The organism is Parabacteroides timonensis (assembly GCF_900128505.1).
Taxonomy (GTDB): Bacteria; Bacteroidota; Bacteroidia; order Bacteroidales; family Tannerellaceae; genus Parabacteroides; species Parabacteroides timonensis.
In genome coordinates this window covers 1,073,572-1,089,498 of record NZ_LT669940.1, presented here as the reverse complement: position 1 = coordinate 1,089,498, position 15,927 = coordinate 1,073,572, and the positions used below count along the sequence as shown (strand labels likewise).

Here is a 15,927-nt window from a genome sequence, read left to right as displayed (position 1 = left end):
ATGATCAATCAGAGATAAAAATAATCATAACTATATCGTATGACGAAAATAAAAATGAAACTAATAGGCTTTGCGGCGGCAGCTATGGTTGCTTCTGTTTCCGTTAGTGCCAAGGTTCCCAAATTGAAAGTAAACAATATCGACGCGGTTATCAAAGCGATGACCATCGAAGAGAAAGCAGACCTGATCGTCGGAGCCCGCATGTATCATCAGGATGAAAATGCGGCACCTCATATTAAAGAGTCCTGGAAAGTTGTTCCCGGTGCTGCCGGACGCATTAACCCGGTTCCCCGTGTCGGAATCCCTTGTGTGGTTCTTTCGGACGGACCTGCCGGTTGTGGCATTTTGCCGGTCGAAGGGGAGGAAAATTATTTCTGTACCCACTTCCCTATCGAGACTTTACTGTCTTCAACCTGGGATGTCGACCTGGTCAGGAATGTAGGGGAAGTGATCGGCAACGAAGCGAAGGAATACGGAGTAGATGTGCTGTTGGCTCCTGCCATCAACATTCATCGCCATCCGTTGTGCGGTCGTAACTTCGAATATTTCAGTGAAGATCCACTGCTGGCGGGAAAGATGGCTGTAGCCTATGTAGACGGAGTACAAAGCAACGACATAGGAACTTCTGTAAAACACTTTGCTGTCAATAACCAGGAGACCAACCGTATGAATAACAACGCTATCGTCTCGTCCCGGGCACTGCGTGAGATCTATCTGAAAGCCTTCGAGATCGTAGTCAAGGAGAGCCAGCCCTGGACCATCATGAGTTCGTATAATCGTATCAACGATGTATATGCTTCGGAAAGCCCGGAGTTGATCACAACTATACTTCGTGACGAATGGGGATATAAAGGTACGGTGATGACCGACTGGTGGGGAGGAGCCGACGGAGCAGCCCAGATGATTGCCGGAAACGATATGATCGAACCGGGCACAAAAGAACAGGCTGCCCACATCATAAAAGGAGTAAAAAACGGTACGCTCGATGAAGCCGTAGTCGACCGCAATGTCAGGCGCATCCTGGAGTTGGTGGTCAGAACTCCCCGTTTCAAAGGTTATAAATATTCCAATAATCCCGACATGAAAGCTCATGCCACCGTTACCCGGCAGTCGGCCACCGAAGGTATGGTTCTTTTGAAGAATGAAAAGCAGGCTCTTCCCTTGTCTCCGAAAGATAAGAACATTGCATTGTTCGGTGGTGTTTCTTATAATTTTTTCTCGGGCGGTACGGGTTCGGGCGATATCCACCGTCCTTATGTAGTGTCGCTGCTGGACGGATTGAAAAATCAACAGATCGTTGTCGACGATAATATCAAAGCGATCTATCAGGCTTACAACAGACCTCAAGAGCAAGGGGAACAAATGCGTATCAACGAGATGCCGATGGATACAGCTATCATCAAGTATGCCGCAAAGAACAATGACATGGCTATCATCACGTTCGGCCGTATCTCCGGCGAATATATCGATCGTGTTTCTTCCGACTTCTTCTTGTCAGACACTGAACGGGAATTAGTGAAAAACGTTACCCGTATCTTCCACGAGGCCAATAAGAAGGTCGTTGTCGTACTCAATGTTGGCGGTGTGATCGAGACTCAAAGCTGGAAAGAGATGCCCGACGCGATCCTGCTGTCATGGCAGGCCGGACAGGAAGGTGGAAACTCCGTTGCCGATATCCTTACCGGCAACGCCAATCCTTCCGGTAAGCTTCCTATGACCTTCCCGGTAACTTTGAGTGACCACTGGAGCTCGTTGAATTTCCCGATCGACCAGAAGATCGACCGCCGCTGGTCGGTTAAGACGGGACTAACCCACGAAACCAAAAATGTAGACTATACCATCTACGACGAAGGTATCTATGTCGGTTACCGCTGGTTCGACACCCGGAACCTGCAGGTGAGCTATCCTTTCGGCTATGGCTTGAGCTACACGACTTTTGAATATGGTAAGCCTTCGGTGAAACAGGACAATGGAAAAGTAATCGTTGAAGTAACGGTAAAGAACACAGGGAAAGTTGCCGGAAAAGAAGCGGTTCAACTCTATGTAGAGGCCCCCGCCGGGAAATTGGACAAACCTGTTCACGAGCTCAAAGCATTCGGTAAAACCAAGATGTTACAACCCGGAGAAAGTCAGGTAATAACACTCGCTGTCCATACAGACGACCTGGCTTCGTTCGATGAGCAGACCAGTGCCTGGGTAACCGATGGCGGTAGATATAAGTTTGTCGTAGCTGCCTCGTCACGCGATCCACGTGGCGACGTGATAGTCGATATCAGTCCTTCGACACGCAAAGTTAACAATGTACTCAATTTACCTGCTGCATTTAAAAAGTAATCAGTTCAATCAACAGGCAACACACAACAAAAAAAGGAAGCTCGATGAGCTTCCTTTTTTTACATGACCAAATAACCACAGATTGTTTATTTGGCAAACAACTCCTTATTTATAATTTACAGGATACCCTGTGCCATCATACCTTTTGCAACTTTCATGAAACCTGCAACGTTTGCACCTTTCACGTAGTTGATATAACCATCCTTAGAACCGTATTTTACACATTGTTCGTGGATAGATTTCATGATGCCTTTCAGTTTTTCATCTACTTCTTCTCTTGTCCAGCTCAGCTTCATTGCATTCTGAGTCATTTCCAGACCTGATACAGAAACACCACCGGCGTTAGCAGCTTTACCCGGAGCGTACAGGATCTTAGCTTCCAGGAATGCATCGATAGCATCCGGAGTAGAAGGCATGTTTGCTCCTTCAGAAACAGCGAAACAACCGTTAGCTAATAATGTCTTGGCATCGTCTCCTGTTAATTCATTCTGGGTTGCACTCGGCATAGCGATATCGCATTTTTCACCCCAGGGACGAGCACCCTGTACATATTTGCAACCATATTTTTCTGCATATTCACGAATACGTCCGCGGTACAGATTTTTCAGTTCCATGATATAATCCAGTTTTTCACGGTCGATACCTTCCGGATCATAGATGTAACCGTCAGAGTCTGACATTGTAACCGGCTTAGCTCCCAGTTCGATCAGTTTTTCAACTGTATACTGAGCAACGTTACCTGAACCGGACACGGCTACTACTTTACCTTTGATGTCGATATTACGAGTCTTCAACATTTCCAGCAGGAAGTAAACGTTACCGTAACCGGTTGCTTCCGGACGGATCAGTGAACCACCGAACTCAATACCCTTACCAGTGAATGTACCTGTATTTTCACGAGCCAGCTTCTTGTACATGCCATACATATAAGCCACTTCACGACCACCTACACCGATATCACCGGCAGGAACATCTGTATCCGGGCCAATATGACGCCATAATTCCAATACGAATGCCTGACAGAAACGCATGATTTCAGCATTTGACTTACCACGCGGGCTGAAATCGGCACCACCTTTACCACCACCCATCGGAAGTGTTGTCAGTGAGTTCTTGAAAGTTTGTTCGAAAGCTAAGAACTTAAGGATAGATTGATTTACCGAAGCATGGAAACGGATACCGCCTTTGTATGGGCCGATCGTGTTATTATGCTGGATACGATAACCCATGTTTGTCTGTACCTGTCCTTTATCGTCCACCCATGTTACACGGAAAGAGAAAATACGATCGGGGATACAAAGACGTTCGATCAGGTTGCTTTTTTCGAATTCAGGATGTTCGTTATAAGCTTCTTCGATAGTGCCTAAAACTTCGGCAACTGCCTGATGATACTCGGGTTCGTTAGGAAATCTTCTTTTTAAGTTGTCTAAAACTTCATTTGCCTTCATAGAACTGTTTATTTAGAATGTTATACCACTTTGCTATTTTGTGTTGTTTTTTCAACAACGTCGCAAAGGTAAGCCATTTTTTCATACCAGCAAATATTTGAAAGAAAAAATGATAAAAAAATGTCATTTCGATATTTTAAGAAGACAAATGTGACTAAATGCTATTCATCCCTACGCTTTATGTTCTTATAGACAGGAACGAACACAATGATAGCTGATGCAACTAGGGCAAATATCACATCAAAAGTTATCTTTTCGCTGTATGTAAACAGCATGTAGGCCAAAACGCCCCATAATAAAGTAAGACATACCGCCTGACTATTTGTTATCTTTCTACGCGCCATTTATTACATTTGTTTAGTTGGAAGAGTATTTTGATCCAAAAAAGATTAATAATGCCAAAAACACAGCTATAATCAGAAATAAGATGACAATTTGCTTTTCAAACGCAAAGTTTCGCAGAAAAGGGATATGACGAGCCCAACCGGCAACCACACGTATCTGCTCGGGTTCTTCATCTTCTGCCGGGATATCATAACCACCTTCTTTCATAATTTCCAAAGCTTGAGGGACATCGCTTTCAAGTATCTCCACACGGGCACCGCCGACGTCTACGTAGCCAGCCATTACCTGACTGCTGTATTCGTTACGAAGATAACAGTCGACCCCTTCCGATTTGAGTAATGCCATCAATGTTTGTGCCTCCGCCGGGTATTGAAACCGGGCTATTTCTACCATCTTATCCATATCGTCCATGAGCTTGTCTTTTTGCAAAGAAAGTGATTTTGACTTACATGAGCAAGTTTTCTGCGATACCTGTTGCCTGCCGGATACGATCGGCCATACCGATCCCGCCTTTTATATTGCCGGCCAGGATCAATCCCGGATATCGCGCTTCGAGCCTGTCGATCGTAGCAAAACGTTCGCCGCTACTCAACTCATACTGAGGGATGGCACGGGGATGGCGGAAAATACGGATCATATCCGGTTGCACATCGACTGGGAATTTCAACATAGCATGAAATTCGTGAGTGATCAATGCCTTCAATTCGTCATCCTCCAGACGGGTCAGTTCCGCATGCTTCACTCCCCCGATAAAGAAAGAAAAGAGAGCTCCTTCTTTCGGGGCACGGTTATCGAAGCAGGCAGCCGGGAAAAGGATACCCAAAACATCTTTTTTCTCGCAGGAAGGGACCAGTCCTCCAAAAGCATTGAAACGAAGTTTTCCGGTATTACGCACACCGACACTAGCCTGTACTACCGGTGCATATTTCAAATTACTTATTTTACTCATATCTTCTTCCGGAATAAAAGGAAGAAGCTCCGGTAATGCATAAGCACCGGTGGTTGTCACGACCTTATCAGCCAGGATGGTTTGCTGACCTGCCGGAGTCGTATAGCTGGCCAGCCATCCCTTTTCTGCCGGGCAGATGGTTATGCCGGAAGCCGACAGGGTGATATTCTTTTCACCGATAGCTACGGCCATTGCCCGGGTCAGGTTATCCAGTCCTCCGGCAGCGGAAAAGACTTTCTTGGAAGCCAGGCGGTCACGGTCTGTCTTCGGCTGACGGGCTTTCGCGATAGTCCCTTTAATGAAACCGCCGTATTGCTGCTCCAGGTTATAAAGCTTAGGCAAGGCATAGCGGGTGATCAGCGTCATCGGATTGCCGGCATACACGCCGGAAAGGAACGGGTCGACGGCATAATTCAAGAATGACTTGCCTAACCGCCGGGCAGCCAACTCTCCTACCGACTCGTCAGGGTTCGTACCTTTTGCGCGGAAAGGTTCTCCCAGGATACGGAACTTATCGCCGAGGGTAAACAAAGGAGTGGTAACTGCACTGAATAGACCGGAAGGGAGTTCACGGAATGAGTTTCCTTTCCAGATCAAACGGCGCTTCGCCTCTTCGTGAGCAGTCTCCAGTTTGCAGTCGGGAGATAAAGCCATGAACAGTTCCGCGACTTCGGGATAAGAGACTACACCGGTATTCGGTCCGCTCTCAAAGATAAAACCCTCTTCACGGAAGGTATGGATCTGTCCGCCAACACGGTCGCTACATTCCAGTATATGTACCCGCTTTCCTCCACGTACCAAATGAAAGGCAGTAGTCAGACCGGTCAGGCCGGCTCCGATGATCAGAATATCCGTAGTATGCTGTTCCATATCAGACTGGTTTAGAAAATGATTTATTAGAATGAAGCATCAGTTTATCCAACGATGCCGCCACGTTACGAACAAAAAGAGCGCCTTCGGAAGTCATGCGGATATGATCATCGTCATATTCGATCAAACCGTCCCCGGCAAACTCCCGCATACGTTTTTCATCATAAGCAGTTGCTGCTTTTACCTCATCTACGGGACAAGCCAGGCGGGTAGCCACATCCTGCCAGTTCAATGTATAGTTACACATCAGCGTTTCGATCGCTTCGCGGGTGATCTGTTCGTCGCGGCTTAATGTATATCCTTTTGCTATGGCAAACGAACCGCCCTCGATCTGTTCGATATATCGGTGAATATCTTTACTGTTCTGCGTATAAGCGGAACTCAGTTGGCTTATGCCCGTCACACCGAAAGCATACACCTGCCCTGTCGTACGACGGGTACAATAGCCTTGGAAATTACGGTGCAGCTGTCCGTTTTGCCGGGCGGTATACAATTCGTCGTCTTCAAGTACAAAATGATCCAGACCGATGGTTTTATAACCGGTACCGCCCAATATTTCTTTCGCTGCTTCAAACATACGACTCTTTTCCTCACTGGCAGGAAGGCCGGCTTTTTCCAGGATCAGCTGTTGCCGGTTGACCCAGGGGACATGCGCATAAGAAAAAGTAACCAAACGATCCGGCTGTAAAACGGCTGCCCGGGTAATGGTTTCGGAAAAGCTTTCGGCTGTCTGGAAAGGCAATCCGTAAATAAAATCCATATTGATACGTGCCCCTTTGCTGCGAAGGATCCGGAAGATCATTTCAACCGGCAGTAAAGCCGGACGACGGTTTACTGTCTTCAATACCTTTTCATTGAAATCCTGAACACCCAGGCTAAAGCGGTTGAAACCGGCTTCGGTCAGGTACTGCCAATATTCTTCATCCAGGTATCCGGGATGGCATTCCACGGCTATTTCCGGCTGATCGATCGTTTCAAAACCGGCCAACAGATGGTCGTTCAGTTCTTTCAAAACATATACCGGCATGGCCGTAGGGCTTCCTCCGCCATAATGTATCTGGGATATTTTTCGTCCCGGAGCCAGCCGTTCTTTCACTTTATCGATCTCCACATGCAGGGCTTCTATATAACGTTCCACCACACTCCGGTTCATCATTGCAAACGAATTGCATCCGCAATAATGACAAAGATGACGGCAGAAAGGAATATGTACATAGAAAGAGATATGTCCGGGACTGGCAGTATTGGAGGCTTCTATGGCAGCTTCATAATCTGTATTTGTAAATGTATCCGTAAAATAATTGGCCGGCGGATAGCTGGTATACCTCGGAACCGGCACATTGTATTTCTGTAATAAGCTTTGTATCATAATAAAATTGTTTGTCTCATTTTTTCTAGAAGTGAATGTTTCATTTATTGTCAGATGTGAACTACCTTTCTTTACAAGGCGTTGCCTTGTGCCGCAGGCTCTCTTTTGCCGTCTGCTTCAGCTGACGGATATAAGAGACAGGAGGCAAAGCCTCTTCCTTTGTGGGCTTCAGCCCCTTTTAAAACAGGGACTACCATTATATGTCAAAGGGGTTAAAACCCACAGAGGAATACGGCAAAGCCGGAGCATTAATTTATCCGTCAGCTGAAGCAAACGGCAAAAGAGAGCCTGCGGCATGAGGCGGAGCCTCATAAAAGACTCAGTTTTTTCTAATTTGAAATTAATCATTCTAAACTGTTTCTTTCTCTTTTCTGAATACGATCAATATATAGACCAACGATAACACAGCCAGGCTGACTTCAAAGAAAAACAGTCCGTGATAGCCGGTATGATCGGCTATCTTCCCGCTCAAGATGGCCATCAGCATTCCACTCAGATGGGTGATCACGGTCTGTATCGTAAAATCCGTTCCTTCCCGTCCGGGGCGTACGCAATCCATAGCGGTAGTATATACCACAATGGTAGCCATTCCATAGCTTCCCCAAAGCAGGGCTATACCGACATACAACAGTTCGGTTGTCGGTGTCGTATAAGAGAGAGCCAGGAAATAGAGTGTTGCCAGCAATACAAAAAGAGAGAACAACAGCCGTCCCCGATGTCGTCCGATGCGGCGGACGATAAAACCTCCGGCAAAAGAAGACAGAAAACCACAGGCAGTCCCCACCACCCCGCTCATGACGCCAATCTCTTTCATCGAATAGCCCAGGTCGACCAGGTAGGGTTTCAACATCGCCAGTGTCCCGATCAATCCCGAATAATACAGGAAAAGGAAACCGATCTGTTTCCATATTTTCTTTTGAGTGAAAAAGTAGAGGACATCGGCTTTCTTTGCCCGTTCGTGGGTATCTTTCGGCTGAATAACAATCCCTTTATTAAAGAACAGGGGAAGCAGGGCCACTATAACGAACAAAGCCACACAAGGCAGGAGGCTGTTCCATCCCAACTGTTTAAACAACAATAATAATACCCCGCCACCGATCAGCGAACCACCGAAACTGCCCATCGACTGCATACTGTTCGCCAGGCTTTTATCTTTCCGGCTGAACGAGAGAACGGCCAGGGCATCGGTCGCTATATCCTGCGTGGCAGAAGCAACGAACGATACGATGATCAAGGCTATGATGGTATAAAAATCGGTTTTGAAATCAAGGAAAGCAACCGCAAAGATCAATACGGCATAAATAAGTTCGGAGGAGAATATCCATCGCTTATAATCGCCCGTCGTCCGGGCATGACGGTCTACCATCGGCGACCAGAGGAATTTCAGTATCCAGGGCAACTTGATCAGTTGCAGTAACCCGATGGCAGATAAGGAGAAGTTCTCCTGCCGCATCATGACCGGGATGACGGTGGAGAAAAAGCTCATCGGAATGGTCTGCGCAATGTACAGACAGAAGAAGGTTCCGAGGTTGAATATTTTGTTTTCTTGTTTCATGTTTTTCTTTATATATCATCGTCGGCTACTACCGAAAGCAATACTTTTTCGTCAGGCAAGCTTTCGGCTACCACCGAGAGCGATACTTTTTCGTCAGGCAAGCTTTCGGCTACTACCGAGAGCGATACTTTTCCGTCAGACAAGCTTTCGGCTACCACCGAGAGCAATACTTTTCCGTCAGGCAAGCTTTCGGCTACCACCGAGAGCGATACTTTTCCGTCAGACAAGCTTTCGGCTACTACCGAGAGCAATACTTTTCCGTCAGGCAAGCTAAAGCGAAATGGCCACACTTCCCCCGATCGTGAACGGACGGCCCCGTTGTGCCAGCCCTTTTCCTCCCGACTCGAAATAGAAAGCGTTATATTGGGTATTCGTTATATTTTTAGCCCAGATTGCAAAGGTAGCAAATCCTTTGGTTGCAGAAACTTTTCCGTTCAATTGTCCGTAATAAGACTGGGAAACTTTATTGTCTTCCTTCCAATAGATTTGGCCCGTCCCGGTATAGTTCAGACTAACGAGGAAGCGGTCGATATGGGAGCATGGATTCGATATCGTGTAGTCGGCTCCGACGGCAAAGGTGTGCGAAGGAACCATCGGCAGTCGATTGCCGGAGTAATCGATATTTTTCTTTTCATCGACATACTCTTTAAATGTGGCATGAGTAAAGCCATAATTCACCTGCACCATCAGGCCGTTCACCGGATTACCCTGCAAGCTGACTTCTATCCCTTTACTTACACTACGACCGGCATTCGTCAACATCGATCCTCTGCCGGAAGGAAGTGTCTGGCTGATCTGCTGGTTCTTCCAGTCGATCCGGAAAAGGGCGATTTCGGCACGCAACCGATTGTCGAGAAAAGGGTGTTTCCCTCCCAACTCATAGTTCCAGCTACTTTCGGGATTGAAAGAGCGGTCTTCCTCACGTTCGAAAGAGGTATTAAAACCACCGGTCTTGTACCCCTTCGTCACGGTAGCATACAGCAGACCGGTAGAGGGGAACATATATTGCAAAGCGATCTTGGGCGTCACCTGGCTAAATTTCAGTTTACTGTAAAAATTATCTGTCTGGCTACTGCTGCCTCCGGTATCTTTAAAGGCCAGATAATCCGTGGAAGCCCGTTCGTAATCGTAGCGAACACCGAGAGTCAGGGACAGACCGTCCACCAGCAAGCTATCCAACGTAGACTGGTGATAGAGGGCAAAACCGTAAGTGGGAGTATCATACAATTTCCGCGTACTGTATTGGGCAGAAAGATAATCCAGCGTCACCGTATTATCGATCCCCTGCCAGAAACCGAATGCACCGAACAGCCACTTATAACGGCCGGCCGTTGTCGATTTGATATTAAACTCTTCCGACAACATCTTCTGTTTCTGATCCTGCCGGGCAAAATAAATGCTTTGTACAGAAAAGTCCTGGTCGATCCCCTGGTGATCCGAGAGATATTGGAAAGCGGTTTTACTGCTCAGGCTGTAACCCGTTCCACGGTACTCGACCGTCAGACCGGTAGTAGACATAGCCCGTTTATAAAAACTATAATCGTTATAATTGACATCGCCCGGCTGATGCGTCAGGGAGTCGCAAACGGCGTAGGGATAGCCGCCCTGTTTGGAGTAATCATACGAACTCATCAGGCCCAGCGATAATCGGTCTGTCGGTTTCCATTCGAGACGGATGCGTCCTGAACCGGCTTTCTGGTCGTCGGCTTTCTTATCAGTGTACAGGTTGGTGAAATATCCGTCACTCCGGTTATAATTGGCAGAAAGGGCATAACCGAAAGTCTCCCCGACCTTTGCATACCGGGAAAGGGCATAATCGCGATTACCATAGGTACCGTTAGAGATCCATGCATTCGTGCCCTGATACTTCAATGGCGATTTGGTATATACATTGATAATTCCTCCCATCGTGTTACGTCCGTACAAGGTTCCCTGCGGGCCACGCAGTACTTCCATCCGGTCGATCTCGGTGAAGTTGAAATCGAAAGCAGACTTCTCGAAATAAGGGATACCGTCTACGTAAAGACCGACCGAAGGGGCATTGATCTTCGAACCTATCCCACGGATATAAACGGGTGAAGTCAGCTTCGAACCGTAATCCGGCATAAACAGGTTCGGGATAAAGGAACTGAATTCCTTAATATCGGTGATATGCTTATTTTGTATCGCTGTCCCTGTGACGGACGAAGCCGATAATGGCTCCAACCGCAGATCCCTGTTCTGTTTGAATGATTGGACAACCACCTCGTTCAGATCGACCTGACGGACTTTTGTCGTATCCTGGTCTTCCGCTTTAACAGATAATACGGAGAGAAAGAAACAACAAGATAAGAGTACTATTTTCATATATGTTTCTTTAGAAAGCCACCGACACCTCCGCTCCTATCTGGAACGGTTTGCCTTTTTGTATGAATGAGTTATTGAATGATTCGAAATAGAAAGCCTGATAATCCGTATTCGTGATATTACGACTCCAGACGTTGAGGTTAACGGCCCCTTTGCGGACACCTGCTTTGCCGTTCAACACACCGTAAAAGTTCTGGCTGATATCATTGGTTTCCGTCCAGAATATCTTTCCGGCTCCGGTGTACTGGGCGGAGATGGTGAACTGGTCGAGCCAGTAGTTAGGCAGCAACTTGGTGTATTGCAACCCCAGGCTAACGGTATGACGCGGGGTATACGGGATAAAATTATCTTTATAGTTCGTCTCCACCTCGTCTTTATCCAAGGTAGCATAATCACGGAAAGTGGCACGGGTAAAGCCATAATTCAAGTCGGCGGTCAGACCTGTGGTGATAAGGCTGCGGAGACTGACCTCCACACCATAGCTATCGGCTTTACCACCGTTTGTTATCATACGACCGCTACCATTCGTGGCGAACGTAGTCAACTGCAAATCGCTAATATCCATATAAAACAACGTCAGTTCCATATTCAAACGATCTTTAAGCAGTTCGCTACGAACACCGATCTCATAATTCCAGCTATGTTCCGGCTTGTAAGAGGCAACATCGGATACAGGCGGCAATTCGGGATTTTCAAACATTCCTCCCATTCCCGGAGGCATTATCTGCTTTATTTCTTCCTTTAGGTCATACTGTGCCTGAGCCTGTACCAGGTCGCCAAACATCTGTACATTATATCCTCCTGTTTTATAACCCTTAGCTACAGAAATATAAGTAAATGTTCCCGGCGAACACTGATAACGCAGAGACGCTTTTGGTAGTAGTTGCAGAAAATCCTGCGATTCTTCTCCCGCCAGACGGGAAGTTACAGGAAAGTCCTGATTAATGGTTGGCATACCCGGAGCCATACTGGGTAAAAACATATTAATCGTCATGCCTTCCACCGATGAATCATAATTCATCTTCGCCTTTTCATAATCCAGACGCAAACCGGCTGTCAGGGATAGTCCGGGAATAAACAAATCATTATATGTCGATTGGTGAAACAGAGCTAAACCATAAGTAGGCGTTTCAAAATAGCCGGGAAAATATATCTGATCATTTTCTCCTTTAACGGTAAACTTAGGAAAAGGAATTTTATCGAAAGCAGCCTGCAAAACCTCCTTTATACCATCCTTCTTAAACATCACCGGCCCATCTGTCTTCAGGCTATTATAGAAGCCGTAAGCCCCGAAACTCCACTGGTAATTCTTCTTATCGTTCGAACGGATCGCCACTTCTTCGCTCCAGGCATATTGTTTCTGTTTCTGGTTGAGGGTGAAGATAGACTTTTCGGTATAGTCCTGGTCCATTTTCATATCATCCTTCAGATACTGGTAAGCAGTGGTCGAAGAAAGCAGGAACTTATCAGTTTTCCATTCCAGGTAAAGACTATTGTTCAGCATATTACGCTCATACGAACTGGGATCGTTGATGCGGATAGGTTCTACCACTCCCGTCTCCTTATTGTAAAGTCCGTACGGGAAAGCCCGTTGATTGACATAATCGTAGTTGAATGTATATTGCGCCTTCAGGTTCGGAGTGATCAGCCAGTCCAGTTTGAAACGTCCGCCTGCCGACTCTTCCTTATCTGCCCGGGTATTATCGTATTCGTTGACAAAAAAACCGTCGTTACGATCATAGTAACCGCTAAGGGAAAGCCCGACCTTCTCACTCAATTTCCGGTAGTGGGCCGCCTTTGCCTTAAAAGCACCATAGTTGCCTCCGGAAAGGGAAAGTTTCGTACCCTGATAATTGAAAGGTGACAAGGTATAAATATTCACGATACCTCCCATCGCATTACGACCGTACAATGTTCCCTGCGGACCACGCAACACTTCGATACGCTGAATATCGTTCAGTTCGAAATCAAACGTACTCTTATCGAGATACGGCACATTATCTACATATAGCCCGATCGACTGTCCGCTGCTTCGTGCACCGATACCACGGATATAAATAGCCGAAGTCATCTTCGAACCGTAATCCGGCATATACAGGTTAGGGACAAAGGAACTGATATCTTTCAACGCATCGATCTGACGTCCGGAAATAGCTTGTGGGGAAAGGATAGAAACAGAACCGGGCAACAGACGCAGGTCGTTCGTTTCCTTCGTCGAAGAAGTCACAATGACCTCATCGATATTATACGTTTTGATGGTATCATTTTCATTGATATTCACTTTTACCTCATCAGCCTTCAAAGTTTGTATCCCCCAAAGAGAACTGACAACCAGCACACACAGGTAGCGTTGTTTCATTGTACTCGAACTATTAGTATTTTATGATTGCAAAGGAACAGGAAAGATACAACACAATCAATCACTACATGTAGTGATTTTAACACTATAACGCTATTTCTACAATTCTATATCATCACCCGAAATGATCCCGTTCATGATGGCATAGAAAGTCAGGCCGGAAACGGTTTTAATGCCTAATTTAGTAGTGATGTTCTTCCGGTGAGTAAGAACTGTGTTAAGACTGATACTTAATTTATCGGCTATTTCCTTGTTGGTGATACCTTTTACGATCAATTGGAGGACATCGGTTTCGCGAGTGGAAAGATCTTTGTTCGTATCCCCGGATAAATTACCGGAGTTATCGTTGGTCAGCAATTGCTGCAACTGCTCGATGATAATCTCCTGGGAAGCTTTTATCGTGATATGATTCGTTGTAGAAATTCCACCGTCTCCTTCTCCCCCATTGATTAACACAATCGTCTTACTACGACGGGGAAGGAAAAAATCACCGTTCATAACCTGTGTCTCGGGTGAGGTAAAATAGTAATCGAACGTATCGTTACAACCATCGATATTGAATGCATCGAACGTAGGGAACCAACACACTTCCACAGGAGGGAAATAGTCGGTAAGCAAGCTCTGAAGACCAATACTCTGCAAAGTATCGGATAAAATGATTGCTATTTGCCTGGTTCTATGCATCAACAGGAGTTATTTACACAGTTTTTCCATAGCCGAAACCATCGGAGTAAGAATACGGTAGCGGATACGGTTATGTTGCTTGATGTCTTTCGCGAGACTGCTGATCCCGAAGATCACGGCATAACATAAATTCTCGTTATAATCGCCCGAAAGATGTTTAACCATAATGCCTTTCAAGTCGGAAAGCAAGGCTTCAATAGGGTCTTCCAACCGTTGCTCGCCACCGAGCTGAAGCACTTCGGCTCCATCCGAGGCCTGACAGCCGTTGATCTTTTCACTTAAAGACAGACAATAGGGAAACCATATCTGATCGTCTTTCTCTATGCGTGATGTCAACTCTTCCTTAAAAGAAGAGAAGAATTTACCGATCAGGTTCAACGTATTGTTGCCCGGTGTACTCATAGAGATAAAAGAGGTAAGATGCCGCTCTATGTTCGGCAGTTGATAACGTAAATAATACTGGTTGGTCTTGGTCAGGTAATCGATGATCTGCGAAGTATGGAATGTTTGTAGCTTCCTCTCCGGAAAATACTCTTCATTCAGGAACGTATTGATCACTGTCAGCAGGAAATCCGTATCCAACTGATATTCGTCACAGATCGTTTTCACCGATTTGTCGCCTAATCCAAGGCGGATACCAAACCGGTTGATTACAGGAATGAGCGAGGGATGTTCTTCCACCACCTCGCTCATTTGCATATTAGGATATACTAAAGGCATAATTTATGCTTCTTCCCATTGTTTGCGTAATAATTCCACTGCGGCAGGAAGAACCGTGTTACGATCACCCTGACATCCGCATTCGAAACTTACATATTTATCATAACCCAACATCTTCAGGCCTTTGAAGCCATTTATATAGTTATCCGCATCACCGTCTTCACCCGGCATGCTGCGTCGTTTGCGGCTTGCTACGTGTACGTGTTGCAGATAGTCGCCCGCCGAGAGGAACGCTCCCATGTCGGAAGTTTCTTCCCAGGTCATATGCCAGAAGTCACCCATGCAACGAACGCCCGGATTATTGATATCCCGGCATACGGAAGCAGCATCGGCTACCTGACGCATATAGAAACATTCTTTACGGTTCAATGGTTCAAAAATAACGGTCGTTCCGTTCTGAGCCGCATGGTTACCCATCTCGTTGAACTGTTCGCAAAGGAAGTCGCGGGTTTCCTGGTTATGAGGAAGTGCCGGCACCTGTCCGTTGAACGCCGGAACGATGATAACGCCTGTCGAACCCAGTTCGCCGGCAGCCGTAATGATCTCTTTCATTGTATCCATACATTTCTGACGGATAGCCGGATCGGTAGAAAGGATAAAACCTTCGAAACCTGCACAGATGGCACTGACTTTGATGTTACGTCCGTTCAGGGCTTGTTTGATCTCACCCACACGGTCTTTCAATCCGCGTCCGCCCGGTTCAAAACCGACGATACCCATCTTCTCCATATAATCGAACTTCTCGTTGAGGCTTTCACCCGGGGGAGTTCCTTCCTGGAAAGAAAGGTTCAGTTTTGCATTACTGTTACAGCAAGATTTAGTCTCCGGACATTTTTCATCCGAAGAAGCCTTGCCGGCACAGGAAGCCAACGCCCCGGTACTGACAGCAGCAACTGCAGCACCGGAAAGGGTTGTTCTTAAAAAGTTTCTTCTATTCAGAGTCATATC

Annotated in this window: 13 protein-coding genes; 1 reads left to right on the top strand and 12 read right to left on the bottom strand. The window is 46.4% G+C overall.

The features are described 5' to 3' along the window. Positions 1 to 48: 48 nt before the first annotated feature. Entirely contained in the window at positions 49 to 2,334 is a 2,286-nt protein-coding gene (locus BQ7394_RS04895; protein ID WP_394333688.1) for a beta-glucosidase, read from the top strand. A 116-nt stretch (positions 2,335 to 2,450) separates the two neighbouring features. Here the strand turns inward: BQ7394_RS04895 and BQ7394_RS04890 are convergent, their stop codons facing one another. From BQ7394_RS04890 to BQ7394_RS04835, 12 genes are all read right to left on the bottom strand, one after another. Further along, the gene (locus BQ7394_RS04890; RefSeq protein ID WP_075556342.1) at positions 2,451 to 3,782 is read right to left on the bottom strand and encodes an NADP-specific glutamate dehydrogenase; all 1,332 of its coding nucleotides are present in this window, start codon (positions 3,780 to 3,782) and stop codon (positions 2,451 to 2,453) included. A 161-nt stretch (positions 3,783 to 3,943) separates the two neighbouring features. Then, positions 3,944 to 4,126, bottom strand: a complete 183-nt coding sequence (locus BQ7394_RS26545) for a hypothetical protein (RefSeq protein WP_075556341.1) — start codon at positions 4,124 to 4,126, stop codon at positions 3,944 to 3,946. 13 nt (positions 4,127 to 4,139) lie between these two features. Then, positions 4,140 to 4,529 carry a putative signal transducing protein gene (locus BQ7394_RS04880; protein WP_075556869.1) on the bottom strand — a complete coding sequence of 130 codons (390 nt, stop codon included), beginning with the start codon at positions 4,527 to 4,529 and terminating at the stop codon, positions 4,140 to 4,142. Positions 4,530 to 4,572: 43 nt separating this feature from the next. Then, the gene (gene hemG / locus BQ7394_RS04875; RefSeq protein ID WP_075556340.1) at positions 4,573 to 5,946 is read right to left on the bottom strand and encodes a protoporphyrinogen oxidase; all 1,374 of its coding nucleotides are present in this window, start codon (positions 5,944 to 5,946) and stop codon (positions 4,573 to 4,575) included. 1 nt (position 5,947) lies between these two features. Continuing rightward, a complete protein-coding gene (gene hemN, locus BQ7394_RS04870; RefSeq protein ID WP_075556339.1) occupies positions 5,948 to 7,315 on the bottom strand; it encodes an oxygen-independent coproporphyrinogen III oxidase in 1,368 nt (455 codons plus the stop codon). 349 nt (positions 7,316 to 7,664) lie between these two features. Beyond that, entirely contained in the window at positions 7,665 to 8,870 is a 1,206-nt protein-coding gene (locus BQ7394_RS04865) for an MFS transporter (protein WP_075556338.1), read from the bottom strand. An 8-nt stretch (positions 8,871 to 8,878) separates the two neighbouring features. Beyond that, entirely contained in the window at positions 8,879 to 9,139 is a 261-nt protein-coding gene (locus BQ7394_RS04860; RefSeq protein ID WP_075556337.1) for a hypothetical protein, read from the bottom strand. 1 nt (position 9,140) lies between these two features. Next, positions 9,141 to 11,216 (bottom strand): TonB-dependent receptor, encoded by a 2,076-nt coding sequence (locus tag BQ7394_RS04855; protein ID WP_075556336.1) that lies wholly within the window; start codon positions 11,214 to 11,216, stop codon positions 9,141 to 9,143. A gap of 10 nt (positions 11,217 to 11,226) precedes the next feature. Then, positions 11,227 to 13,575, bottom strand: coding sequence for a TonB-dependent receptor (locus tag BQ7394_RS04850; protein WP_075556335.1), 2,349 nt, complete (start codon positions 13,573 to 13,575; stop codon positions 11,227 to 11,229). A gap of 99 nt (positions 13,576 to 13,674) precedes the next feature. Then, entirely contained in the window at positions 13,675 to 14,259 is a 585-nt protein-coding gene (locus BQ7394_RS04845; protein WP_075556334.1) for a helix-turn-helix transcriptional regulator, read from the bottom strand. A 9-nt stretch (positions 14,260 to 14,268) separates the two neighbouring features. Beyond that, positions 14,269 to 14,958, bottom strand: coding sequence for a helix-turn-helix transcriptional regulator (locus BQ7394_RS04840; protein WP_210436524.1), 690 nt, complete (start codon positions 14,956 to 14,958; stop codon positions 14,269 to 14,271). A gap of 24 nt (positions 14,959 to 14,982) precedes the next feature. Beyond that, positions 14,983 to 15,924 carry a TIM barrel protein gene (locus BQ7394_RS04835; protein WP_075556332.1) on the bottom strand — a complete coding sequence of 314 codons (942 nt, stop codon included), beginning with the start codon at positions 15,922 to 15,924 and terminating at the stop codon, positions 14,983 to 14,985. Between the last annotated feature and the right edge of the window lie 3 nt (positions 15,925 to 15,927).

Excerpts from the sequence above, each read along its gene's own strand:
- BQ7394_RS04890 (WP_075556342.1), bottom strand. The coding sequence starts at position 3,782 with ATGAAGGCAAATGAAGTTTTAGACAACTTAAAAAGAAGATTTCCTAAC.
- BQ7394_RS26545 (WP_075556341.1), bottom strand. The coding sequence starts at position 4,126 with ATGGCGCGTAGAAAGATAACAAATAGTCAGGCGGTATGTCTTACTTTA.
- BQ7394_RS04880 (WP_075556869.1), bottom strand. The coding sequence starts at position 4,529 with ATGGATAAGATGGTAGAAATAGCCCGGTTTCAATACCCGGCGGAGGCA.
- hemG (WP_075556340.1), bottom strand. The coding sequence starts at position 5,946 with ATGGAACAGCATACTACGGATATTCTGATCATCGGAGCCGGCCTGACC.
- hemN (WP_075556339.1), bottom strand. The coding sequence starts at position 7,315 with ATGATACAAAGCTTATTACAGAAATACAATGTGCCGGTTCCGAGGTAT.
- BQ7394_RS04865 (WP_075556338.1), bottom strand. The coding sequence starts at position 8,870 with ATGAAACAAGAAAACAAAATATTCAACCTCGGAACCTTCTTCTGTCTG.
- BQ7394_RS04855 (WP_075556336.1), bottom strand. The coding sequence starts at position 11,216 with ATGAAAATAGTACTCTTATCTTGTTGTTTCTTTCTCTCCGTATTATCT.
- BQ7394_RS04850 (WP_075556335.1), bottom strand. The coding sequence starts at position 13,575 with ATGAAACAACGCTACCTGTGTGTGCTGGTTGTCAGTTCTCTTTGGGGG.
- BQ7394_RS04845 (WP_075556334.1), bottom strand. The coding sequence starts at position 14,259 with ATGCATAGAACCAGGCAAATAGCAATCATTTTATCCGATACTTTGCAG.
- BQ7394_RS04840 (WP_210436524.1), bottom strand. The coding sequence starts at position 14,958 with ATGCAAATGAGCGAGGTGGTGGAAGAACATCCCTCGCTCATTCCTGTA.
- BQ7394_RS04835 (WP_075556332.1), bottom strand. The coding sequence starts at position 15,924 with ATGACTCTGAATAGAAGAAACTTTTTAAGAACAACCCTTTCCGGTGCT.